General features: G+C 52.8%; 22 protein-coding genes. 8 read left to right on the top strand and 14 right to left on the bottom strand.

The features are described from left to right. Positions 1-8: 8 nt before the first annotated feature. Positions 9-788, top strand: coding sequence for a HesA/MoeB/ThiF family protein (locus NB640_RS05905; protein WP_269310272.1), 780 nt, complete (start codon positions 9-11; stop codon positions 786-788). Here the strand turns inward: NB640_RS05905 and pyrE are convergent. From pyrE to gshA, 10 genes are all read right to left on the bottom strand, one after another. After that, the gene (gene pyrE, locus NB640_RS05910) at positions 773-1438 is read right to left on the bottom strand and encodes an orotate phosphoribosyltransferase (protein ID WP_269310273.1); all 666 of its coding nucleotides are present in this window, start codon (positions 1436-1438) and stop codon (positions 773-775) included. The two genes, NB640_RS05905 and pyrE, sit on opposite strands and share 16 nt — an antisense overlap. Positions 1439-1596: 158 nt before the next feature. Further along, on the bottom strand, positions 1597-2796 hold the full coding sequence (gene trpB, locus NB640_RS05915) for a tryptophan synthase subunit beta (RefSeq protein ID WP_269310274.1): 1200 nt from the start codon (positions 2794-2796) through the stop codon (positions 1597-1599). Between the two features lie 99 nt (positions 2797-2895). Next, the gene (locus NB640_RS05920; RefSeq protein WP_269310275.1) at positions 2896-4134 is read right to left on the bottom strand and encodes an AmpG family muropeptide MFS transporter; all 1239 of its coding nucleotides are present in this window, start codon (positions 4132-4134) and stop codon (positions 2896-2898) included. After that, on the bottom strand, positions 4131-4748 hold the full coding sequence (metW, locus tag NB640_RS05925) for a methionine biosynthesis protein MetW (RefSeq protein ID WP_269310276.1): 618 nt from the start codon (positions 4746-4748) through the stop codon (positions 4131-4133). Before metW ends, NB640_RS05920 begins: the two co-directional genes overlap by 4 nt. Beyond that, positions 4748-5887 carry a homoserine O-succinyltransferase MetX gene (gene metX, locus NB640_RS05930; protein WP_269310277.1) on the bottom strand — a complete coding sequence of 380 codons (1140 nt, stop codon included), beginning with the start codon at positions 5885-5887 and terminating at the stop codon, positions 4748-4750. Before metX ends, metW begins: the two co-directional genes overlap by 1 nt. Before the next feature lie 224 nt (positions 5888-6111). Then, the gene (gene ptsP, locus NB640_RS05935) at positions 6112-7893 is read right to left on the bottom strand and encodes a phosphoenolpyruvate--protein phosphotransferase (RefSeq protein WP_269310278.1); all 1782 of its coding nucleotides are present in this window, start codon (positions 7891-7893) and stop codon (positions 6112-6114) included. 24 nt (positions 7894-7917) lie between these two features. Beyond that, entirely contained in the window at positions 7918-8187 is a 270-nt protein-coding gene (locus NB640_RS05940; protein ID WP_269310279.1) for an HPr family phosphocarrier protein, read from the bottom strand. 36 nt (positions 8188-8223) lie between these two features. Beyond that, a complete protein-coding gene (locus tag NB640_RS05945; RefSeq protein WP_269310280.1) occupies positions 8224-8616 on the bottom strand; it encodes a PTS sugar transporter subunit IIA in 393 nt (130 codons plus the stop codon). Between the two features lie 143 nt (positions 8617-8759). Further along, positions 8760-9701, bottom strand: coding sequence for a glutathione synthase (gene gshB / locus NB640_RS05950; protein ID WP_269310281.1), 942 nt, complete (start codon positions 9699-9701; stop codon positions 8760-8762). A gap of 8 nt (positions 9702-9709) precedes the next feature. Beyond that, complete coding sequence (gene gshA, locus NB640_RS05955) at positions 9710-11008, bottom strand: glutamate--cysteine ligase (RefSeq protein ID WP_269310282.1); 1299 nt, start codon at positions 11006-11008, stop codon at positions 9710-9712. 332 nt (positions 11009-11340) lie between these two features. Between gshA and NB640_RS05960 the strand changes: the two genes are divergently transcribed. From NB640_RS05960 to NB640_RS05975, 4 genes are all read left to right on the top strand, one after another. After that, positions 11341-11610 (top strand): accessory factor UbiK family protein, encoded by a 270-nt coding sequence (locus tag NB640_RS05960; protein WP_269310283.1) that lies wholly within the window; start codon positions 11341-11343, stop codon positions 11608-11610. A gap of 8 nt (positions 11611-11618) precedes the next feature. Next, entirely contained in the window at positions 11619-13142 is a 1524-nt protein-coding gene (locus tag NB640_RS05965) for a YifB family Mg chelatase-like AAA ATPase (protein ID WP_269310284.1), read from the top strand. Between the two features lie 44 nt (positions 13143-13186). Continuing rightward, the gene (locus tag NB640_RS05970; protein WP_269310285.1) at positions 13187-13591 is read left to right on the top strand and encodes a DUF1840 domain-containing protein; all 405 of its coding nucleotides are present in this window, start codon (positions 13187-13189) and stop codon (positions 13589-13591) included. Between the two features lie 141 nt (positions 13592-13732). Next, positions 13733-14326 (top strand): hypothetical protein, encoded by a 594-nt coding sequence (locus NB640_RS05975; protein ID WP_269310286.1) that lies wholly within the window; start codon positions 13733-13735, stop codon positions 14324-14326. A gap of 64 nt (positions 14327-14390) precedes the next feature. Here NB640_RS05975 and NB640_RS05980 read toward each other — a convergent pair whose 3' ends face one another. Continuing rightward, a complete protein-coding gene (locus tag NB640_RS05980) occupies positions 14391-15539 on the bottom strand; it encodes a class I SAM-dependent methyltransferase (protein WP_269310287.1) in 1149 nt (382 codons plus the stop codon). A gap of 185 nt (positions 15540-15724) precedes the next feature. Between NB640_RS05980 and NB640_RS05985 the strand changes: the two genes are divergently transcribed. Both NB640_RS05985 and ttcA read left to right on the top strand, forming a co-directional pair. Continuing rightward, positions 15725-16123, top strand: coding sequence for a dihydroneopterin aldolase (locus tag NB640_RS05985; RefSeq protein ID WP_269310288.1), 399 nt, complete (start codon positions 15725-15727; stop codon positions 16121-16123). Between the two features lie 161 nt (positions 16124-16284). Beyond that, the gene (gene ttcA, locus NB640_RS05990) at positions 16285-17193 is read left to right on the top strand and encodes a tRNA 2-thiocytidine(32) synthetase TtcA (protein ID WP_269310289.1); all 909 of its coding nucleotides are present in this window, start codon (positions 16285-16287) and stop codon (positions 17191-17193) included. Positions 17194-17203: 10 nt separating this feature from the next. Here ttcA and NB640_RS05995 read toward each other — a convergent pair whose 3' ends face one another. Then, positions 17204-17680 carry an adenylyltransferase/cytidyltransferase family protein gene (locus NB640_RS05995; RefSeq protein WP_269310404.1) on the bottom strand — a complete coding sequence of 159 codons (477 nt, stop codon included), beginning with the start codon at positions 17678-17680 and terminating at the stop codon, positions 17204-17206. A 210-nt stretch (positions 17681-17890) separates the two neighbouring features. Between NB640_RS05995 and NB640_RS06000 the strand changes: the two genes are divergently transcribed. Beyond that, a complete protein-coding gene (locus NB640_RS06000; RefSeq protein WP_269310290.1) occupies positions 17891-18652 on the top strand; it encodes a DUF3108 domain-containing protein in 762 nt (253 codons plus the stop codon). 22 nt (positions 18653-18674) lie between these two features. On the opposite strand, the gene NB640_RS06005 is transcribed toward NB640_RS06000, so the two are convergent. Together NB640_RS06005 and NB640_RS06010 are read right to left on the bottom strand one after the other, a co-directional pair. Beyond that, positions 18675-22403, bottom strand: a complete 3729-nt coding sequence (locus NB640_RS06005) for a translocation/assembly module TamB domain-containing protein (RefSeq protein ID WP_269310291.1) — start codon at positions 22401-22403, stop codon at positions 18675-18677. After that, on the bottom strand, positions 22403-24217 hold the full coding sequence (locus NB640_RS06010; RefSeq protein WP_269310292.1) for an autotransporter assembly complex protein TamA: 1815 nt from the start codon (positions 24215-24217) through the stop codon (positions 22403-22405). Before NB640_RS06010 ends, NB640_RS06005 begins: the two co-directional genes overlap by 1 nt. Positions 24218-24252 lie beyond the last annotated feature (35 nt).

Below are 24252 nucleotides of genomic sequence, written 5' to 3' on the forward strand. Positions count from 1 at the left end.
CTGCGGGAATGAACACGCGCCAATCCGAACGTTACTCCCGCCATATCCTGCTGAAAGAACTGGGCATGGATGGCCAGGAAAAAATCCTGGCTGCCCATGCCCTTGTCATTGGCGCAGGCGGCCTGGGATCACCTGCCTGCTATTACCTGGCTTCCGCTGGAATCGGGAAAATCACGCTCGTGGATGACGACACAGTAGACTTGTCCAATCTGCAACGGCAAATCCTGCATACAACCGATCGTATCGGCCAGCCGAAAGCCGTTTCCGGAAAAACCACGCTGTCGAAAATCAATCCGGATATCGACATTATTGCGTTAAATGAGCGGCCGGATGAATTCCGCCTGCATGAACTTGCCGAAAGCGCATCGGTTGTTCTGGACTGCACTGATAACTTTGCCAGTCGCCACATCATCAACCGGGTTTGCGTTGCCAGCCGTCGGCCACTGGTATCCGGCGCGGCACTGCAGTTTGACGGACAGGTATCGGTCTATGATATGCGCGCAAACGATGCGCCATGCTACTCCTGCCTGTTTTCAGCCGACCAGCCGTTTGAAGACAGAAAGGCGGCACAATTCGGCGTCTTTGCTCCTGTTGTCGGCATCATCGGCACCATACAGGCTGCAGAAGCCTTGAAACTCGTGGCCGGCATTGGCAAATCACTGGCTGGTTCACTGCTGATTCTTGATGGACTGACCATGTCGTGGACCCGGATACAGCTTGACCGCAATCCGGATTGTCCTGTCTGCGGCAAACACCAGGCCCGCGCCATAAATCACGAAGCGCCATAACGAGCGCGATAGGCATTGACCGCATCACGGTACTGCGACAGGGAGGAATCAACCCCATCCTGCGAAAGATAGGTCATCAGGTCATCAAGGCTGGCAATCGACAACACCGGCATGTGGTAGGCATTCTGCACTTCCTGAACAGCTGAGAATTCGGACAGCGCATCATCCTTGCCTGAACGCTCCATGCGATCCAGCGCAATCAGTACCGCAGCAGGGGTCGCACCAGCGGCCCGGATAATCCCGACAGATTCATTGACAGACGTCCCGGCGGAAATCACATCATCAACAATGACAACCCGCCCGGCCATTGGCGCGCCAACCAGGGTTCCTCCCTCTCCATGATCCTTGGCTTCCTTGCGGTTATAGGCAAAAGGCGCATTGCGCCCCCGGTTTGACAATGCGACTGCTACCGCAGCAACCAGTGGAATCCCTTTGTAAGCCGGACCATACAGCATATCGAACGCAATGCCGGAATCCAGGAGCGTCTGCGCATAAAAATCCGCCAGCCTGCCAAGTGAGGCACCATCATTGAACAATCCGGCATTAAAAAAGTAAGGGGATGTGCGCCCGGCCTTGGTAATAAATTCACCAAAACGCAACACCCCGGAATCAACGGAAAACTGGATAAAATCCTGTCGCAAATTACTCACTATCGGCCTCACTCACAGCAAAAAATCAAAAAAACACTCCATTGTAGCGCGTGAAAAACAATTGGGAAAAGCGTTGTGCCTTACAGAAAGCAGACAGCTCCTGTTGCAATAAAAAAGGGAAGAAAGCCTCTTCCCTTTGATATCACGACACATGGAACTTACAGATTAAGATAATCGGCAACAAAATCCGCATCCTTGTCCCCTCTGCCCGAGAGATTGACCAGGATCGTCTTGTCCTTGCCCAACTCCTTTGCCGCCCGCATGGCATAGGCCACGGCATGCGCACTTTCCAGTGCAGGAATAATCCCCTCCACACGAGATAACGTAATAAAGGCATCCAGGCATTCCTGGTCTGTTGCCGACTCATACTGCACCCGCCCCATGTCCTTGAGATAACAGTGCTGGGGGCCAACACCCGGATAGTCCAGACCGGATGCAATCGAGTAAACCGGCAATGTATTGCCATCCTTGTCCTGCAGGGCATAGCATTTATAACCATGCAGCGTGCCCTTGGTGCCCAGTGTCATGGTTGCGGCATTGTCCGGTGTATCCAGCCCTTTTCCGGCCGGCTCCACACCCACCAACCTCACCGATTCATCCGGCAGAAATTCCGTGAACATCCCAATCGAATTTGAGCCGCCCCCCACGCAGGCCACTATCATATCCGGCAGTTTTTTTTCGCGTGCCAGAAATTGCTCACGCGACTCCTTGCCGATAATCATCTGAAAATCGCGCACCATTTTCGGGAACGGGTGCGGTCCAACCGCAGAGCCAATCGCGTACAGAAAATTATCCGGGTCCTTGACATACTCATCAAAGGCGCTGTCGACCGCATCCTTCAGCGTCTGGGTACCGCGGGTAACCGGAATCAGTGTCGCGCCCAGGATTTTCATCTTGGTGACATTCGGGTGTTCTTTTTCAATATCAATGACGCCCATATGAATTTCACAGGGAAGCCCTACCAACGCACAGGCGGTTGCCATCGCAACGCCATGCTGCCCGGCCCCGGTTTCTGCAATCACCTTGGTCTTTCCCATAAACTTGGCCAGCAGCGCCTGTCCCAGGCAGTGATTGATCTTGTGCGCACCGGTATGATTCAGGTCTTCCCGTTTGATGAAAATACGGGCACCGCCCTGGCGTTCTGTCAGTTTTTTCGCAAAATAAATCGGGCTGGGGCGACCAACGTAATGGGTATACAGTTCCTGCAACTCATCCTGGAACGCCCTTGTCTGCCTGACAGTTTCATAGGCATCACTGATCTTGTCCATGGCAACTTTTAACTCAGGCGGAATGATCTGCCCGCCATACTCACCAAAATACCCGGCCTTATCCGGCATTTCCCCAAACTGTTGCGACATACTTGTTTCCTTCAATTATTTTTAATCATCCAAACAGGCAAAAATCATAACTCCGATACGCTGTAATGTCGAATATCCTGCCCGCATTTTTCGTGTTTTTTATTTGTTACCGTTCCAGGGCGCGATTTTGGGGAGCATCATCATGCCCGGCAATGCCAGGACGAAACAGATATTGAAAAACATGAACCAGCCTGTCTGATCCACGATAAAGCCCGCGGATGCGTTGATAAACGTGCGGGGAATCGCCGCCAGAGACGTAAAAAGCGCGTACTGCGTGGCACTGTACCGCTTGTCCGTGGTTCTGGCGATATAGGCAACAAAGGCCGCCGTTCCCAGCCCGACCCCCAGGGCTTCAAAACCAATCACAAAGGCAAGGATATAGGGATTTGCGCCCTGTGATGCTATCCATGAGAATCCCAGAATGGACACCGCCTGCACCACCCCATACAACCACAGTGCCCGGTTGATGCCCAGGCGGATCATCCAGATCCCCCCCAGCATGCCGCCGATCAGGCTCGCCCAGAAACCGGTCGTTTTCGCAATGGCGCCAATCTGGGTCATGCTAAATCCCAGGTCCAGATAAAACTTAGTTGCCAATGCCGTAGCCAGGCTGTCCCCCAGCTTGTACAGAAAAATAAAACTCAGGATAAAAAAAGCATTCTTCCAGCCCGCACGGGTAACAAACTCCCTGAAAGGCAAAACAACCGCTTCCCGCAGATTGGCAGGAGGTACGCCATATATTTCGGGTTCCCTGATCAGAAGTGAGCAGATAAATCCTGGAATCATGAAAGCGGCTGTTATCCAGAAGACCCATTGCCAGCTCATCATGTCCGCTAAAATCAGGGAGAGTGCCCCAGGAACCATGCCCGCAACCCGATAGGCATTCACATGAATGGCACTGCCCAATCCCTGTTCATTATCCGGCAGCAATTCCCGCCGGTAGGCATCCAGTGCGATATCCTGGCTCGAAGACAGGAAAGCAACAAATGTGCACAAGAGGCCAATCAGCAAAAGATGCTTCATCGGATCAAGCATGCCCATCATGCCGATGGAAAAGAAAAGGCCAAGCTGGGTAATTGCCATCCAGCCGCGCCGGCGCCCCATCTTTCCAAGGCTGAAGCGGTCCATCAGCGGCGCCCAGATAAATTTCCAGGTATAGGGGAACATCACCAGCGCAAAAAGGCCCAGTGATTTGACATTGAGTCCCGACTTGGCAAGCCAGGCCTGAAGCAGGTTAAGCAGGATAAAAAGCGGCAGTCCGGATGAAAAACCGATAAAAACGCAAATCAGCATGCGCTGGTGAAACGCACTGAAGAATTTGCGCTCAGGCGTTGTCATAAGCCGGATGATGCTTTCTTTTTCAATCGAAAAACAGCCAGCGCGCCACGCAGGTTGCGAAGAAAAGACACCGGTTTTCCATGGTGAAGCGCCACACAGTCTGTCACCGTCAGCCCGACCCGATTGGCCAGGTCGCCAAAATCACTGATGGTGGCGCACCGCAGGTTCGGGGTGTCATACCACTCATAGGGCAACTCCTGGGTTACCGGCATACGCCCTTTCAGCAGCGTCAGGCGATTCTGCCAATAAGCAAAATTGGGAAAAGAAACAATGGCTTCATTACCCACCCTTGCAATATCGTGCAACAGCGCTTCCACATTTTTCATCATTTGCAGCGCGGACAGGCACAACACCGTATCAAAAGAATTATCCGCAAACAGGTCAAGCCCCTTTTCCAGATCATGCTGGATAACCGGTACCCCCCTGCTTGCACAGCCCGGAATTTTTTCATCGTCAATTTCAACACCGTAGCCACTGCATCTTTTTATCGAGTGCAGATATTCCAGCATGGCGCCATCGCCACATCCCAGATCCAGCACATGCGCCTCTTTAGGCACCCAGTGGGCGATAAATGCCAGGTCGGCCCTGAGTTCCCGCAGTTTGAGTACGGCCATCAGTTCCCCCGTTCCTCAATTTCCAGCCACATCCTGTCAACATAGGATCGGACCAGGTCATGGTATCGTTCATCCGTCAGCAAGAAGGCATCATGCCCGTGCGGCGCGTCAATATCCGCGTAGGTCACTTCCCGCCGGTTATCAATCAGCGCCTTGACGATTGCCCGGCTGGCATCAGAAGAAAAACGCCAGTCCGTTGTGAATGATGCCAGAAGAAATTTTGCCTGCGTACCGGCAAGTGCCCTGGTCAGGTCGCCATCGTAAGGTGCTGCGGGATCAAAATAATCCAGCGCCCGGGTAATCAGCAGATAGGTATTGGCGTCAAAATAGGAAGAAAACTTGTCGCCCTGGTAATGCAGATAGGATTCGATTTCGAACTCCACACCAAACCCGAAATGATACTGGCCCGAACGCAGCATGCGGCCGAATTTTTCGGACATGTCCACATTGGAAAGATACGTGATGTGGCCTATCATGCGCGCCACGCGCAAACCGTTTTTCGGCACGACACCATACGCATAAAAATCGCCGCCGTGAAAATCCGGATCGGTCAGAATCGCCTGGCGGGCCACATCATTAAAGGCAATATTCTGGGCTGTGAGCTTGGCTGTCGATGCAATAGCAATACAGTGTTCGAGCCGGGCCGGAAACATCATGCTCCACGCCAGCGCCTGCATCCCCCCCAGAGAACCACCCATCACGGCAGCAAATTTCCGTATGCCCAGCACATCAGCAAGACGGGCCTGTGACTGCACCCAGTCTTCAACGGTGACAACAGGAAAACCATGTCCATAAGGCTTGCCCGTTTCGGGATTGATATGCATCGGCCCCGTAGAACCAAAGCAGGAGCCCAGGTTATTCACGCCGATGACAAAAAAACGGTTGGTATCAACCGGCTTTCCCGGTCCAACCATGTTGTCCCACCAGCCAATGTTATTAGGCTGATCCTCATAATACCCGGCCACATGGTGTGAGGCATTCAACGCATGACAGATCAGTATCGCATTCGATTTATCCGCGTTGAGCGTTCCGTAGGTCTCATAGACCAGCGTGTAATTGGCAATCAATGCGCCGCTTTGCAAACGCAAAGGCTCATCAAAATCAATTGACCGGGCAGTTACCGCTCCAACAGAAGTCATGTATTCGTCTTGCACCCTGAAAAACAGCGTGCCTTCCTTTTTATTTCATGAAAAAACAAAGCCCGAAAGCAGCGGACCTGTCGGGCTTGTTTTCAAGCTCGCTTTAGCCGCATTTATTTCGGGGACATCCCCCTGCGCCCGCAAGCTGAATTGTTCAAATCGGCGCAACAGTACAAGCATAACGAAGTCATCGCCCAGCGTCAAACCACAGAAGAAAAAAAGCGTTACACGGCTGCAGGCAACTGCCTGACTTTCTCAACAGCCCGCTCTATCGCATCCGGCTCTCCCAGACTCAATATTCTTTTTACCCTGGGTGCAAGCTCTTTTAAGCTGGCATTGAGAATTTCCTGCTTCACCGTCAAAAGCTGGGTGGAGTGCATGGAAAACTCCCTCAACCCCATGCCGAGCAAAAGCCGCGTCATGGCAGGATCTCCGGCAAGCTCACCACAAATGGATACCGGCAAACCAGCCTTTGCTCCCGCCCTGATTACCGTTGACAACATGGTCAGAATCGCCGGATGCAAGGGATTGTACAAATGGGCCACTTCCGGATCCACCCGGTCAATCGCCAGGGAATACTGGATCAGGTCATTGGTACCGATCGACAGAAAATCCAGGCGCCTGGTAAACATGGACAAGGCAAAAATCGCCGCCGGCACTTCAACCATGGCGCCAATAGGAATATTCGGGTCAAACTTCACCTTTTCGGCCTTCAATTGCGATTTGGCCTGCTCAATCATCGCCAGCGACTGGTCAATCTCAAAAGCATGCACCAGCATCGGAATCAGCAGCTTTACCGGACCAAAAGCCGATGCCCTGAGGATAGCGCGTAATTGCGTCAGGAAAAGCTCCGGCTCCGCAAGGCAAAAACGGATGGCACGCTTGCCCAGTGCCGGGTTCAGCACACTGAAATCAGAAATGCCGATCGGCTTGTCGGCACCAATATCCAGCGTGCGGATCGTAACAGGGCGCCCCCGCATGATGACCACCGCCTTTTTATAGGCTTCAAACTGCTCCTCCTCGCCGGGAAGGCGGCTCATGTCACCGGCCTTGCTCATAAACAGGAACTCGGAACGGAAAAGGCCAATGCCGCTTGCTCCGTTTTCCAGCGCGGCATTACAGTCATCCGGAAATTCGATGTTCGCCATCAGGGTGATTGGCGTCCCATCGTGCGTCATTGTCGGTGTCTTTTTCAGCTTGCTGAGTTTTTTCAGCGCCTTTTCCCGGGCCACTTTCCTGACGCGGTATTGTTCCAGCACCAGCGACGTCGGGTTGACAATAACTACCCCGGTATCTGCATCGATAATCAGCCAGTCATCCTGTTCGATGAGCATCAATGCATTCGGCAAGCCAAAAACCGCAGGCGCATCAATACTTCTGGCGACAATCGCCGCATGGGAATTTTTACTGCCGACTTCAGAAATAAAACCACTGAACGTCCGGTCACGAAAATGGAGCATGTCAGCAGGAGAAATATCATACGCCACGACAATCATGTCGATGCGCTCCTCCTCCGGGATTTCTGCCAGAACAGGCGCTGTCTCAGGCATATTTTCGCCAACCTGCCCCTGCAGGTTTTTCATGACACGTTCTGCCACCTGCTGGATATCCGCCTTGCGCTCACGAAGATAAGGATCTTCAATTCCATCGAACTGCGCCGACAATTGCTCAATTTGAGTCAAAAGCGCCCATTCCGCATTATATCGTCGCGTGCGAATGATGTTGAGCGGCTCTTTGGCAATCATGGCATCCGAAAGGATCATCGCATGCACATCCAGAAAGGCGCCCAGCTCAACCGGCGCATCCTTTGGCAGGCTGCTCCAGATACTTTCCAGTTCATTATGAACCGCCTCGATAGCAGCCTCCAGCCGCGTAACCTCAGCCTCAACCTTTTCCTGGGGAACAAGATAATGACGCACATCCAGCGCAGCACGGGGAATAAGATGGGCGCGACCAATGGATATGCCACGCGAAACCGTGGTGCCATGAAGCGCGAAAGATGCCATCGTTTTTCCCGACTGCATATCCCTTTACTCCGCCTCCCCGAACTTGCCGTTAATGAGGGTGACGATCGCCTCCATGCATTCTGCCTCATCGGAGCCATCCGTCTCCAACGTGACGCGTGCCCCCTTGCCGGCAGCCAGCATCATGACGCCCATGATGGACTTGGCATTGATTCGCTGATTGTTACGCGTCATCCAGACTTCGCAGTGATATTTGGTTGCCAGCTGGGTCAGCTTGGCAGAAGCACGGGCATGAAGCCCGAGCTTGTTGACTATTTCCAGTTCTCGTTCAATCATATTTTGCGTTTGTCCATGACTGCACCACCCATTCCATCAGCAACAGTTATCTATTCTGACTGCACCGCTTTTTCCGCCGGACAGTGCTTTTTCGATAACCGTTTCCAGGTCATTTTCGCGATACGTGATCGCCCTTAACAACATTGGCAGGCTGACACCGGCAATTACCTCAACCCGCCCCTGCGTTGTCAGTCGATAACAGCAATTGGACGGCGTGCCTCCCAGCACATCGGTCAGAACCAGCACGCCAGAGCCGTCATCCAGCCGGGCTATCGCCTGCGAAGCGACCAGATTAATGTCATTCAGATCCTGGTCAGCCCTGACATCAATAGCTTCTATCCGCTCCTGCTTTCCCTCAAACATATGGGATGCGGTGGCCATAAATGCATTGGCCAATGGCTCATGCATGATGAGAAGAATACCTATCATTTTTCAGCTTGCGGCAAAATTAAAAACCGGACACACATCAGCATCCTGTCAATACGGCCCGATAAGCCGCAAGACAAACACCATGCAAATCTTTGCTGCCTGTTAACGTAATACAACCTATTGTAATTAATAAACCCGTCAGGTCAAATTGTTTCATCAAGCGCATTGAAAAACATCTCGGCCACGTTGAACCCGGTCTGCGCTGCAATCTCCCTGAAACAGGTAGGGCTGGTTACGTTAATTTCCGTCAGCCAGTCGCCGATAATATCCAGACCAACCAGAAAAAGCCCTTCTGCCGCCAGGCTCAAAGCCAGCGTTTCCGCAATTTCCCTGTCGCGCCCGGATAACGGCTGTGCCACGCCCTGCGCCCCAACTGCCAGATTGCCCCGGATATCCCCCTTTTGCGGGATACGCGCCAGCGCATAAGGCACCACCGTGCCATTGATCAGCAACACCCGCTTGTCCCCCAGCGCAATTTGCGGGATAAACTTCTGGGCCATGATGGCGCGACCGCCATTTTCGGTCAATGTTTCAATCACCGAGCCCATGTTCATGCCATCGCCCATAATACGAAATATGCCGGCACCGCCCATTCCATCAAGCGGCTTGAAAATCACATCCCCGTGCTGCGTGTGAAATTCGCGCAATAAGGCATCGTCACTGCTGACCAGGGTTGGCACGACAAATTGGGGGAAACGGGCAATCGCCATCTTTTCGTTATAGTCCCTGAGCGCCGCAGGGCGATTGAATATCCGCGCACCAGCCGCCTCTGCGAGATCAAGCAGATAGGTGCTGTAAAGATAATTCATATCAAAAGGCGGGTCTTTGCGGACAATGACCGCATCAAAAGCGGCCAGCGGGAAAAACTTCTTTTCTTCGGAACGATACCAGTTGGCATCCTCTTTTCCCGTCAGTACGATCTGCCTTGCCCTGGCAACAATATCGCCATCCGAATAAGCCATGTCCTGCGACTCAAAAGCATAGATCACATGACCACGCTTTTGCGCTTCCACCATCATGGCGAAAGTCGAATCCTTCCAGACCTTGAAGCTGTCCAGTGGATCAGCCAGAAATGCAATTTTCATGAATCGCCTCAGATAGCGGCCATTTCAGGATCGGTTCTTTCGAGTTCGATGGATGCCGCCAGCAATGCCAGACGCGCAACCACCCCGTACATATAGAAACGGTTGGGAACGGCGGTACCCGGCTCTGCGGCCTTATCCGGCAACGCATGCGGATGTGAAAATGCCAGCGGCACAAAATGAGCGCCCGGCGCATTCAGATTCTCTATCTCGCTACGTTGGTCATGAACGCGGTAAAAACCACCTACCACGTACCGGTCAATCATATAAACAACCGGCTCGGCAACCGCATTATCAACACGCTCGAAAGAATGTACGCCTTCCTGGATAATGACATCACTGACTTCAAGCCCTTCCTTGACAACGGACATCTTGTTGCGCTGTTTGCGGTTAAGGCCCGTGATCTCGCTGGCATCCGTTACTGTCATGATACCCATGCCATAGGTGCCGGCATCCGCTTTGACAATGACAAAAGGCTTCTCCTTGATGCCGTATTCCCTGTATTTACGCCGGATCTTGACCAGAACCGAATTGACATTGGCAGCAAGGCACTCTTCCCCCTCACGCGCGGCAAAGTTGATCTCGCTGCAGTGATTGAAAAACGGATTGATAATCCAGGGATCAACACCGATCAGTTTGGCAAAGCGCCGCACCACATCATCATAAGCGGCAAAATGATTGCTTTTACGGCGAATCGTCCAGCCCGCATGCAACGGAGGCAACAGGCTCTGCTCATACACTTCATTCAATATGGCCGGACTGCCTGAACTCAGATCATTATTCAGCAAAATGGTGCAGGGATTGAAGTCCGGCAGGCCGACCCTGCGCCCGTTGTTAATCCGGATTAGCGGCTCAATCACATGAACCGAACCATCCGGCAGTGACAGCTCCGTCGGGCCGGTTATTTCTTCGGAGATGGAGCCCAGGCGCACATTCAGTCCTGCCATCCGCATCAGTTTGATCAGCCGCGCCAGATTTTGGAGGTAATAGGTATTGCGTGTATGGTTTTCCGGCACCAGCAGAAGGTTTTTGGCATCAGGACAGTACTTTTCAATAGCTGCCATGGTGGCCTGAACCGCCAGCGGCACCATTTCCGCTGAAAGATTATTAAATCCCCCAGGGAAAAGATTGGTATCGACAGGCGCCAGCTTGAACCCCGCATTGCGCAAATCCACCGAACAGTAAAACGGCGGCGTATGATCCTGCCACTCCAGGCGGAACCATCTCTCAATCGATGGCGTTGCCTCGACAACGTTTTTCTCCAGCTCAAGGAGCGGGCCATTCAAAGCAGTAACCAAATGTGGATCCATATCATCCTTTATGATTTGCGAGCATCCTGTCTGTTAAAAACAATGCCTCAGCCTGCTTCATGTGAGGCACTTTTTCATTTTATCAAACGTGCGCTTTTTTAATTGAAGCACATTTACCGGCCTGCCGCACTGATTTTGACAATATATTGCATTTAAAAAAACGGCTGATGAGTACAGTTTGACACAAAATCAGAAAACGGGGGGGTCTGCCCGTGTGGCTTTTTTATTTCCCGATAATGGCACTCTCCCGATAAAATAGTAAACTGTTCAGGGCATCCTCACGAATACCGACATAAACTGCCATGCCCGGCTATCGGGCAGAAAGCGTTGAAATGGAAAATAAAAATATTTTTGATGATCTGCAATCCCGGATCAACCAGATTATCGACAGCTCCCCCGTAAAAGATATCGAAAAAAATATCCGCGCACTGATAACACAGGCCCTTTCCCGCCTTGATGTTGTCACACGTGAAGAGTTTGACCTGCAGGTCATGACAATCACCCAGTTGCGCGAACAGATCAATCTGTTGCAGGCTCATCTGAACAAACTCGAAAAGAAACTGGAAAAGCAGGCGGGCCCCTCGGATGACCAGACTGTCTGAATAACCGCATGAGCCTTGCCATCCTGAAAAGCCGTGCCCTGACCGGCATGGAAGCGCCTGAAGTCACGGTCGAGGTCCATCTGGCAAATGGCCTGCCGTCTTTCACTATTGTGGGGCTTGCCGACACCGAAGTAAAAGAAGCGCGCGAGCGTGTCAGGGCGGCCCTGCAAAATGCCCGCTTTGAATTTCCTGCCAGAAGAATCACGGTCAACCTGGCTCCTGCCGACCTGCCAAAAGAGTCCGGGCGTTTCGATCTGCCCATCGCACTGGGCATCCTGGCTGCATCCGGTCAAATGCCGAAAGAAAAACTCAGCCATTACGAATTTGCCGGCGAGCTCTCTCTTTCCGGTGATCTTCGCCCCATACGCGGCGCACTGGCCATGACCTTTGCCATGCAGCGCTCAGGGACAGCATCGGGCAGCCGCACCGCTTTTATTCTTCCATCGGACAATGCCGAAGAAGCATCACTGGTTGATGACATTGCTATCCTGCCAGCCAATTCATTACTGGAAGTGTGTGCCCACTTCAGTTCAAATGAAGAAGAGCAGCAGCTCAAGCAACACACCGGCAGGAACGGTTTCGAAACCTCATCGTATCCGGACTTTGCCGAGGTCAAAGGACAGACACAGGCAAAGCGTGCACTGGAAGTCGCTGCGGCCGGCAGTCATAATGTGCTGATGAGCGGCCCTCCGGGCACAGGAAAAACCATGCTCGCCACCCGGTTCGCCGGCATTCTCCCTCCCATGACGGATGAAGAAGCCCTTGAATCCGCCGCCGTTCAATCACTGACAGGGCATTTTGAGGCATCACGCTGGAAAATGCGTCCTTACCGTTCCCCGCATCATACCGCTTCGGGTGTGGCGCTGGTCGGCGGTGGCAACACCCCTCGTCCGGGTGAAATTTCCCTTGCTCATTGCGGCGTGCTCTTTCTTGATGAGTTGCCGGAATTTGACCGCCGTGTCCTGGAAGTCCTGAGGGAACCGTTGGAATCCGGCCACATCACCATTTCCCGTGCGGCGCGCCAGGCCACGTTTCCGGCACGTTTCCAGATGATCGCCGCCATGAACCCCTGCCCCTGCGGTTATCTTGGCCATGCCTCAGGCAAATGCCGCTGCACACCTGACGCGGTTGCCCGCTACCAGTCCCGGATATCCGGCCCCCTGCTGGATCGTATTGACATCCAGATACCGGTACAGGCACTGGACCAGGAAGAATTGATGAAACCCTCTGCCAGTGAATCATCGGCTGCCATTGCCAGGCGCGTTGCACAAGCATATGCCCTGCAACACCACCGGCAGGGCAAATCCAACAATCTGTTGCTCCCACCGGAAATCGACGCCTACTGCAAGCCGGATGAAAAAGGTGAGCAGTTGTTAAGGCAGGCAATGGTCCGTCTTAACTGGTCGGCCAGAGCCTATCATCGTGTACTGAAAGTCGCCCGCACCATTGCCGATCTGGCAGAGGATGCGCATGTGGGACAGCGGCACATTGCCGAAGCGATACAATACCGGAGAGCACTTCAGGAACCATAACCGGTTTATCCGAACCAATGATGAGAAACAACAGGAGATAGCACATGCTGGTGACATTCAAATCAAAAGCCACAGGGGATCTTTACATGTTTGAAGAGAATGCCCGGCAGATTCTTGATCTTCTGGGCAAAGAAGTTCGCCAGGGCATTATCACGGCAGAACAGACCGGTGATGCCATCAAGGTACTGGAAGCGGAAATCGCCCGCCAGAAGATAGAAGAGGCAAGAGAGAAAGAAGAGCGGGAAAAGGAAGAACGCGAAGCGGAAGAACGGCGCTTTTATGGTGAGGGCAAGGACGAGGAAGATGAAAAAGAGAAGGAACGTCTCAGGGGCAAGCCAGAACCCCAAAAAGTCGAACCTTCCGTCCCATTTTCAGCACGTGCCTATCCCTTCCTGCAAATGCTGAAAGCCGCTCACAAAAAAGAACGCGATATCGTCTGGGGGGTCTAGCACGTGATTTCAGACACCATTCACCGGAAAAAATCAAAAAAAGTTCGAGTTTGGTGTACCCTATAGCGTTTGATATGGCTTTATGTCCCTTAAGGCTTCACGCAACTGAAAATTTATTCCGGCAACACATCCCATTTTTCCATGAAACTTAAAACAGCAGAAAACCCTTCCCGAGACAAGCGCCCCTTATGGCTCAGCTTCATCATGCTTTCGCTGGCAGCCCTGATACTGGCCGGCTGTGCCCGCCCTAATGAAGATAATGTCAAACAAATGCTTTCAACGACCTATCAGTGTAAATGGCTTGAGCTGGGGTCATATGAAAAAGTGGAATCACTGCCAGGAATCTGGAGTTACGTTCTCCGCTATCAATTCAAACTCAGTTTTGTCAATGGTGAGGAAGGCGCCCGACAATTCATGAAGGGCATGGTCAACACCACCCCGGGCGTGACTGACTGGCAAAAGGTTCTTGAAAACCCCAAAGCGCACGCATACATCCGTAATGACTGTTCGTTGCCCGCGCAGAAAATCATGGAGCAAATCGCCATCCATACCTATATCCAGTTGGACGACAAGAAAGTCTCACAGGTGGAAATTCCCATGACCATTACCATCAATGGCTGGGCCGAAATGACGCCAGGCCGCGGTGGCTGGAACATGGATATGCGGCGAGACAAGGTCGACCCCCAATATGTCCTGACCAGCCCACTCCCCAAAAAAGCGCTAAGCGGTAAATAAACTGCATTTTTCCCGGACTCGCATCAACAGTATCAAACGGCAGGCAATCGTCGTCTGCCGTTTTTTACAGCCTCTCGCTCCGGTCAATTGATACCAGATGCGGTGGCAAATCCAGGTTGCCCAAAATCATGACCTTGAAAAGTTCCCCCATCTCGGTGGGAGACAAGAGCATCTGCACCTTTTTTGCCTGGGGAAGATAATGTACAACTGCTGCTGGAGAAATTTGCAGCAACCGCTCTGTTATGCCATTGGCCAGTAAAAAACCCGCCTGGCTTGCATAGCACAGCAAATCCATCCCGCTTTCCGTGGCAGCGCCTGCTACCGCACTGAAATCCACGTGTGCTGTAATATCCTGCAACCCGACATGCCAAAACGGATCAGCATGAACATGATGCCGGTAATAGGACATGAGGGTACCCTGGCTGCGCTCAGGCAAATAATATTCCCGGGCCGGATAACCATAATCAATCAACAGTGCCGCACCGCCCTCTCCGGCGTTTAACATATCTCCCAAAGAGCGGACAAAGGCACAGGCATAAGGGTGCACCTCTGTCACATAGCCATCGTGCAATCCTTCTGCATCAGGAATCTGCAAGGCAATCTGGGCCAGCAAGGCAGCGTCTGCCGGTTGTGCCTCAAAAACGAAGCCGTCTTTTGAGACACGCACACCCAACTCATGCCATTTTCCCTCTTTTTTAACTACCCGCTGTACCGGCATGGCATCGAGCACTTCATTTCCCAGGATCACCCCCGTAAATGCTTCCGGCAAACGATCAATCCATCTCACCTGGGGAAAAGGCGCCAGCATTTCCTGTTGTCGTTGCTTCAGGCTGCCGGAAAGATCAAGAATGTCATAGCACTCAGGAATGATATCCTGCTGTGCTAACGCCATCAGAATGTCACAGGCCAGACGACCGCTTCCCGCACCGATTTCCATGATATGGCATGCGGATTGCACAAAAAAAGGCTGTATTGAACGGGCAATGGTCTGCCCGAACAACGCCGATATTTCCGGCGCAGTGACAAAATCACCCTGCCTGCCTACGACCTGTCCACCATGACTATAATAACCCAGGCCCGGTTCATACAGCGCCATTTCCATATACCGTGCAAACGAAATCCATCCGCCATGTTGCGAAATGACGTCTTCTATTTTTCGCCTTAAAACAGCGGACAAGGCAAGCGCTTCTGGTGACGGAACGGGCAATTTCATAGCGGCATTGTATTCAAAGAAACGAGAATACGCACCTGCCGTCTCAACCACAGGCGGTTTTTCGGGATAAAAAACAGAAAACGTGCCACTGCCAGGTCAGCCTGACGTACAATATTTGTGACCCGGCCAGTTCAGGATTTTCGCAAAAACGGCCAAAACCCATTTTCAGGACTCCAGAGAAAACCATGCACACCCTTCTCCATCCCCGCCTGACAGACTGCCGCCGTGTTTTTCTCCGCAATTGCGAAATAACCACGCGTATCGGCATTCACGACTACGAAAAACAAGGCCCGCAGCGCCTGATCATTAATGTGGATCTGTTTATCCCATTGGCGATCTCAACCCCCCTTGAAGACGAACTGGCAGAAGTGATTGACTATTCCTTCATCAGGGAAGCCATCGACAGCCTGGTTTCACGCGGCCACATCAATCTGCAGGAAACTTTCTGCGATGAACTTGCCCATCTGCTTTTGGCGCATCCGGATATCCGGGCGGTCCGTGTCACCACGGAAAAGCCCGATGTCTATGACAATGCCGACAGCATCGGGGTTGAAGTTTTTCACATCAAACGGGAAAAAACCTGACCGTTAAGGAAACGCTGATTAAATGATTTTGGGAGATGAAGTGCAAGGCGCACGGAGCGCGGTAACCAAGACATATCTTAAGACAGGCGAAGGTTGCGAACACCGCGTAACGCAGCAATTCGCTCTCAAAGCCTTTTAATCAGCGGTTCCTTAAGCCCTTTATGACAAAAGCAATAACCCGGCGGCAATTCAAAAAAACCGGATATGAGAACACCAAGCTGAGAAAGCGCCTGTGCCGTCTGACAGGCCAGGCCATTGGTGATTTCAACATGATTGAAGCGGGTGACAAGGTCATGGTGTGCCTCTCAGGCGGCAAGGACAGCTTCTGCCTGCTTGATATTCTCCTGGTTCTCCAGTCACGCGCGCCCATCCATTTCGACATTATCGCTGTCAACCTGAACCAGAAACAGCCAGGATTTCCTGCCGATATCCTCCCACGCTACCTTCAGGAAAGAGGGATTGCGTACCACATCGAAGAAGAAGATACCTACAGCATCATGAAGCGGCTTATCCCTGAAGGGAAGGCTGGCTGCTCGCTTTGCGCAAGGCTGCGCAGAGGCATCCTGTACCGCGTTGCCAGTGAAATCGGCGCGACGAAAATTGCACTGGGCCACCACCGTGACGATATCATCGAAACCTTTTTTCTCAATCTTTTCTTTGGCGCAAAACTCAAGGGCATGCCCGCCAAACTCCTGACCGATGACGGCAGGCACATCGTGATTCGCCCGCTGGCCTACGTGAAGGAAAGTGATCTGGTACGTTATGCGGATAAGCAACAATTCCCGTTGATACCCTGCAACTTCTGCGGCCCGTTTGTTAATCAGCAGCGATCGCAGATAAAAGCATTAATGCGGGAATGGGAAAAACGGTTTCCCGGCAGGGTCGAAAACATCTTCTCGGCCCTGTCCACCCTTGTGCCATCCCATCTGATGGACAAACATCACTTTGACTTCGGATCGCTGTCGGCAGAAGCGTCGCTGTTACCTGACACAATGGAAATGCTGGCTGCCGCCTCAACCCTGCCGGATGAGGGTGATGATGCATCTTTTCCGTTTGTCATGACTTCCTGACGGCCCGTTATCACGGCTGCCTTATCCGGGAAAGCATGGCGGTTGTGGAGCGGTCATGTTCAAAAGGAATCGCGATGGCTTTCCCTCCCTGTGAAATCACGGCAATGCCTTCGGGAATGGCGACCATATCATAATCCCCGCCTTTTGCATAAAATTCCGGCACGATCTCCTGCACGATTTCCAGCGCCGTCTCTTCTTCAAAGGAAACGACCAGATCGACGGATTCGAGTGCCGCCAGCACCGCCATGCGATCTTCGCAGATATTGATCGGGCGGTCATCCCCTTTTCCCAGACGTTTGACGGACGCGTCCGTATTGACGGCAACTATCAGGGAAGCCCCCAGTGCCTTTGCCCGGGCAAGATAAGTGACGTGCCCCCGGTGCAGAATATCAAAAACCCCGTTGGTCACAACCAGTGGCCGGGGCAGATGCGCTATCCGGGCTGGCAATTCGGTACGCAGGCAGATTTTTTTGAGGAAAGGGGGCATTGTCCTTGTCTCCATAAGCACATGACTGATCCTTAAGATACCTTTTGGCTGGGGTTCTTGCCACCTTTTTTTGATTTTTCTGCCGAAAACGGAATTTTTACGCCTTTACTGTTGCCTGACATGGGCGGATAATGTTTTGTGTAGTATTCTCAATTTGCCTGAGGCGTAACAGGACGGCAAACTTTGTACCCTCTGATACAGGATATCGACATGACTCCCGATAATAAACAAACAAAGTTTTTGCGCTGGTTGTTTCCCCTTGTCTGCAGCATTATTCTGGTGATGATGACTCCGTATACCCTGGCTGATACACCTGCTGCGGGCAAAACGGTTTCGCCGCCTCCCTCCGTCAATCTGGATTATGTCGTTCGCGCCAATTACAGCGCCATGAGTATCGGGGGCACCTCCAATATCAAATGGAAACAGTCCGGAAGTGAATACGCAACGCAAAGCAGCGCACGGGGCAACCTGGTTGGACAGCTTCTCGATACATCCAGCAAAGGCATTATCGGGACAAAAGGACTTAAACCCTCCCTCTTTACAGAAAAACGCCGTAACCGGGATGAAACCCGGACCACATTTGACCAGGACAGCAAGGCCCTGAAATTTTCAGACTCCGGCGAATCCCTGTTTTTTTCTGATGGCATCCAGGATCAGGCCAGCATTGTATGGCAACTGGTATCCATGGCGAGAGCACAGCCGGAAAACTTCACCCCCGGGAAAAAACTGACATTCATGGTGTCGGGGAGAAACCGGATTGACCAGTGGGATTTCACCATCGTCGATGAAATCACCTTCCTGACGTCGCTGGGCGAAATCAAGGCCGTTCACCTCATAAGAACCGATAAAAAAGGAAAAACCACCGAAGTCTGGCTGGCGCCGGACAGGGAATGGTATCCGGTCAAACTGGTCTTTTTTGACAAAAAGGGACTGCGCCTGGAACAGATTATCAAAAAAATCACACCAGGATAAACCGTTCAAGGTCAAACCGGACTCAGTCAAAACTCCATTCATACAGCAGGTCAATCGCACTGCTCGTACCGGTTGCCGCTTCAACACGCACCCGCTGTGAAACGATATAACGCAGCTTGACCAGGTTCGACACGGTAGAAATGCCCTGCTCATAGGTCAGGTACAGGCGGTTTGATATCTGTTTGCTGACAGACAGGACCGTGCTTTCCATGTCGGCTCCAGCGCCTACCCCAATCTCATCCACACCGATCGTGCTGGCCAGGCCGGATTGCATACTGCCCAGAGAAGAGGTGCTGAGCAATGCCGCAGCCGCAGCCGCAACCACACTGCGGTCATGATCATTGGCACTCTGCGCCCCGCCATGCCCCAGTATCAGCCATGACAGCTTTTCTGAATCCGAGACATTGGGATTGGACACCAGCTTGACCTGCAGATTCTGCGGTGTCCCCCTGACCTGCACACCAGCTTCCACGGCATCTTCCATCCCGAAAGTCGGCACTTTACGAATTGCCAGGATATCCAGGGAAGGACGCTCGGCAGGCCCGCTGAATACCACATTTCCCCGCTCAACCGTCAGCTTTTGCCCATAGGCATTGAAAGTGGCATTGACCGCCTGAACTTTTCCGAACACTCGCAAAGACTGGTCCTCAGCTGATGCCACCTGCAAATTACCTTCCAGACGGGCATCCAGCCCCCAGCCATCAATCCGGAAGCGGTCTCCCAGATCAATGGTCATATCCATGGCGACAGCCATCGGCTTTTTGGACTCGCTGGCGCTATCCTCCCGTCCGAGCACAACCACATCGTCACTGAAATTCACATTATTGTATTCAACGGACTGGATCAGCGCCTTGTCCACCCGCCATTTTCCATTGAGCGTCATCTTTTCATTATCCAGGGTCATCTGCCCCTGCCCGCTCAAGGCCAACTGCTTGTCCGGACTGGATAAAAGGAGCAGCTTGTCTGCCAGGAAACTCAGATTGATATGCATGTTGCCATGATCAAAACTGCCGCCGCCCTCCATACGGAAAACGCCCTCATCTCCCCGGATCGTAGCCTGTTCCAGTGTGACGCGATTATTGTCAAGACGGGCCAGGAGCTGCCCGTCATGCAGTTTCACCCCCCAGGTATACCAGCGAAATGACAGGGCATTGCCTGCGAATGTCCCGGTGAGGCGAGGGTCGCCAATCGTGCCCGCCCCGTTTATCTTTACCTTGAGGCTACCGTTGATATCAATATCAGGCTGACCACTGACAACACTGACCCAGTCAAGTGTCGGCATATCGGCATCAAGTTGCAGCCTGAACGGGCTTTGTTTCGGAAAATGCCAGCCATTCCTGTTGCGCACAAGCTGGGCATTGGCTGTCAACTGGATGACACCCGTTGTCTCTCCCTTAATATTGGCCAGCACGTCCAGTTCGTTTTTCGCCAGATTCAGGCGCATATCCATTTCCGTCAATCCCAGCTTGACGCTGGTATCACCCCGTATCGTCAGATCTCCGCTTTCCCTGTAAACATGCACTTTCCCTGTCAGCATCCGATCCATATCCACCGACCACTCCGCTCCGAAAACCAGTTGCCCTCCCACTTTCTGCCTGAGTGCCGGGGCAAAGGCCGTCAGATATCGCAGCGGAAAGCCTTTGGCATAGCCATCTGACCGGATGCGTGAACCGCGCTTTTCCAGTTTATTCACAACCAGCCGCCCATCCGGGAATGTCAGCGTAAAATCCTGAAGGGAAAAGAGCCGTGTTCCCGCATGAAGCGGTGCGGGAGATGCCAGGGAAAAGGGTTGTTTTCCCTTGTTTTCGAGCGCCTGTATTTCACCACCCCACCCCTGTTTTGCCTTCCATCCACCAGCAGCCCGGGTGTAAAGATCCATGGTATTGTTCTGTGCTGACGCTTCCAGGCTGTGGGCCTGCAGCGTCCCGTTTGCCTGAAACTGCAGCGCAGACCACAGCATGTCAGCGGCAGCCAGATTCCGGGCGTCAATGCGCACGTCCATTAAATCGGCCGGGCGGGTACCAAAACGGCCATCCGCATGAATCGATTTCGCGCGAACCGGACCGGGAAACGCCAGATCACTGCCATCAAGCTTCAATTTGGCCTGTAATGCTTCAAATGTGCCGGATAACGTCCCTTCGCCCGCCACAGTGCCTTCAAACGGTTTGCCCAGCGCAGCCAGTTTGGGCGCATCCAGTTTCCACCGCAGACTTTCTCCGGCTTTGCCAAAAGCTCCATTGGCATTAAAGCTGTTCGGTCCCAGCGCCAGTAATACCTCCACATCCCGCAATGCGGTTGCCGTCACCGTGAACCGGCCTTTTCCCGTCAGGGGATTATCGAGAAAACGGCTGGGCTGCAAGGCATAATTGATGGCGGCATGCCACTCAGGAGAAAGATGCCCCTTGGCAGCTATCGTCGCATTGATCTCCGAAGAAGGATAAGCGCCCAGCGCTGACAGATTGAAACGACTCGCTTTTCCGTCAAAGGAAAAGTCACGAGCCAGTGTCAGTCCCATGCTGCCCTCCAGCTGTATCTCGCCGTTGGCTGCACGCAACCTGAACAGGGGAAGGTCAAGCCGGTCACTCGCATGGATTACTCTGGCATCCAGCGCGAGGCGGCTCTCCGCCAGCTTGACGGTCATGACCTGTTTTTTCTCTTCTGCCGATACGGCAATATTGCCTGAAATGGCGGTTTTTCTGATACTGGAATGAATGCCACTCAGATCGAAACGCCCGGTGCGCAGGGACAAATCCACACCGTCCAAACTCAGCCTTCCGTTGCCGCTGAACTGACCGGCTGCGCCCATATCCATCACCAGTTGCTCCAGCAGCATGATTTGTGTATTTCCTCCCATCCTGGCGGTTACCGTCCGCAAAGGCAGGCGGTTTGCATCAATCGTGCCCGGGATAGTGTTATCGATGCGAACCGAGCCCGCAACCGATTCGTCCGCTTTGGTCTGAATCTCTGCGGTTGCCTGAATCCGGCTTTGCGGCCAGTCGGCACTTACCTGTGAGGGATCCACGTTTTTCGCGTTGAGAGAAAGGGATGGCAGGATAAAACCGGCAAAAGGCGTGACCTTGGCATTGGCTTTCACCTCCGCGCCAAACCCGGCAAACTGTCCCTCAAAGCGGATATCATGAAGATCTCCAGCCACCTGGGCCGTCCCTTCCGCCTTTTCATGGTTTACCGTCGCTTTGCCGTCAAGAGAAAAAGGCGCATGCGTACCCAGCTTCAGTTCCGCACTGACTATGCCGAAGGGACTCTCAAAACCCGCCTCCTTCAGCTCCCAGGCCGCCTTGTTCGCATCAAGGGATAAACGGACATCCTGAAAGCGGAGCGCATCATAGGTCAACTGGTCCACCTGCACCTTCCCGACATGAATGGACAGGGGGGGCACCAGCGATTCCGGCAGCGTAAAAGGCGCGTCCGATGGTACCCCGCTTTCAATTGTCAGCCGGGAAACCGTTACTGATTCCACACCGAGCTGACCAAGCAGGATGCGGGAGGGCCACCAGGAAATCTCCACTTCTTCGGCAGATATTTTTCGTTCCGGCGTCAGGTATACCGCCTCCTCAACTTTCATCGTCCCCGTCAGGGAACCACTGACGCCATTGAGAATAATACTGCCGTTACTGGACGAAACAATTTTGTCTGCCACCCATTTCAGGGCAAACTCGTGCTGTATCACAACAAGCAATGTCACCACCGCAACAACCGGAACCGCCAGGAGAATAATAAGCCAGCGCCGCATCAGAATGTAAACCCGAAAGAAAAGTGCACACGGAATTCCTGCGTCTCTTCCCCGTATGCCACATCAATACCCAGGGGACCGGCCGGGCTTCTCCATCGTGCACCGATACCATAACCGAATGCCGGGTCCAGATCGTTAAGATTGTCCGCCGCATTGCCCGCATCGACAAAAACAGCCGCGCCCCAGTTGCCATAAAAATAATACTGGTATTCCACGCTGCCCACCGCCAGGTAACGCCCTCCCACGGTGGCTCGCCCCTCCTTGACACCCAGGCTTTCAAAAGCATAGCCGCGCACTGACTGGTCACCACCGGTTCTGAACATCACGGTGGAAGGAATGCCTTCACGGGAACTGGACAAAACCGCCCCCATTTCTGTCCGTAACAACAGGCTTCCCTTTTCCCCGACGGGATGAATATAAGCCGCTTTGAGATAAGGCCGCAAAAAACTCCTGTCTGTCAGGACCGGCTCAACCGCAGCGCCAATCTGCGCCTGGACAGCATAGCCGCGTGTCGGATTAAGCCGGTTATTCAGTTCCCGCTTGATCACGCCATAAGTCAATGGCAAGGCTTCACTTTCCTTGTCGTCCGAGCCATTGACCCTGGTGTTTTCATTGAGATACTCCAGCATCACAAACTGTTCAAGCCGTGGTGTCCCCCAGGATGTTTTGCCAAAAAGGCTGATCAAACGCGTATCTTCACCCTGGATATCCGAGCGTTCATATTTACCGCCAATACTGTTGGTAAAACCGCCCTCGGTTTTCGGGAAATAAATCTCGGCATGCCCTGTCTGCTTCCGGGTTTCCAGTACCACCCCGCTTTTCAGGTTCCACTCCTGGCCGAAAAATTTAAGGTCATCGTAACTCAGGCTGAACCGGTTACCGGTATCAGTGCTGTAACCGACACCGATCGCCGCATGCCGCTTCTTGTTTTCGACAACACTCACTGTCACGGGTACTTCATCCAGCCCTGAATCCACATCAGCGGTCACCTCAACAAAGCGAAAATACCCGGTATCCTGAAGATGGGTCTGCCAGTTGACCAGGGCCTTTTCGCGGTAAACCGCGCCCGGTTTGACTGGACGCTCCCGCATAATGATGTCTTCGCTGTACCGACTCAGGCCGATGATTTTTATCTCGCCAAAGCGCACCGGCGTTCCACTGTCTATTTCCACCCGCAAAACCGCTGTGCGCGCTTCAGGATCAACCACCGCCTGTGAATCGGTTATGCGCGCTCTGGGATATCGCACCCGCATAACCTGACGCAAAAGTGCTGCCTTGGCGGCTTCCCAGTCAGCCTGTCTGAAGCGCATCCCCTCATGCAACACCCAGCGTTTTTTCAAATCACTCATCTGTGGTTTCTGTGACGCCTCCTGCAGGATAATAGCTCCGTCGAAGATGATATTCACCTCACTCACACGGACCGGTTCCCCGGGATCAACGGCGATATGAATCTGGAACGATTCACCGGCAGGCTCCATCTTTGTATCAATAACCGGAGAAAAATAACCTTCCGTTTCCAGGAGTTTTTTGATTTCATCCGGTGTCTGACGATACAGTCGCCGCAACTGCGCGCGGTCAACCTTGTCATTGCCGCGCCAGCGCACCAGGGACAGATTTTCTTCCAAAATCTGCTGTATGTTATCCGGCGCATCAATCATCACGCCATATGCCGATACCTCAGCATAAACCGGCGCAAGACAGGAAAATAAAAACGCAGCAAAAAAAACCTGCCATAATCTGAAAAGAATATGGAAGCCTCGGACACGTAACAGTCCCTCATGCGATTTCTGTGCGCTGGCGCGTTTTTTTGCCATTCCCCGGTGTCGTTTTATAATTTATGAATTCAGGA

It is taken from the genome of Oxalobacter vibrioformis, from assembly GCF_027118995.1.
Taxonomy (GTDB): Bacteria; Pseudomonadota; Gammaproteobacteria; order Burkholderiales; family Burkholderiaceae_D; genus Oxalobacter; species Oxalobacter vibrioformis.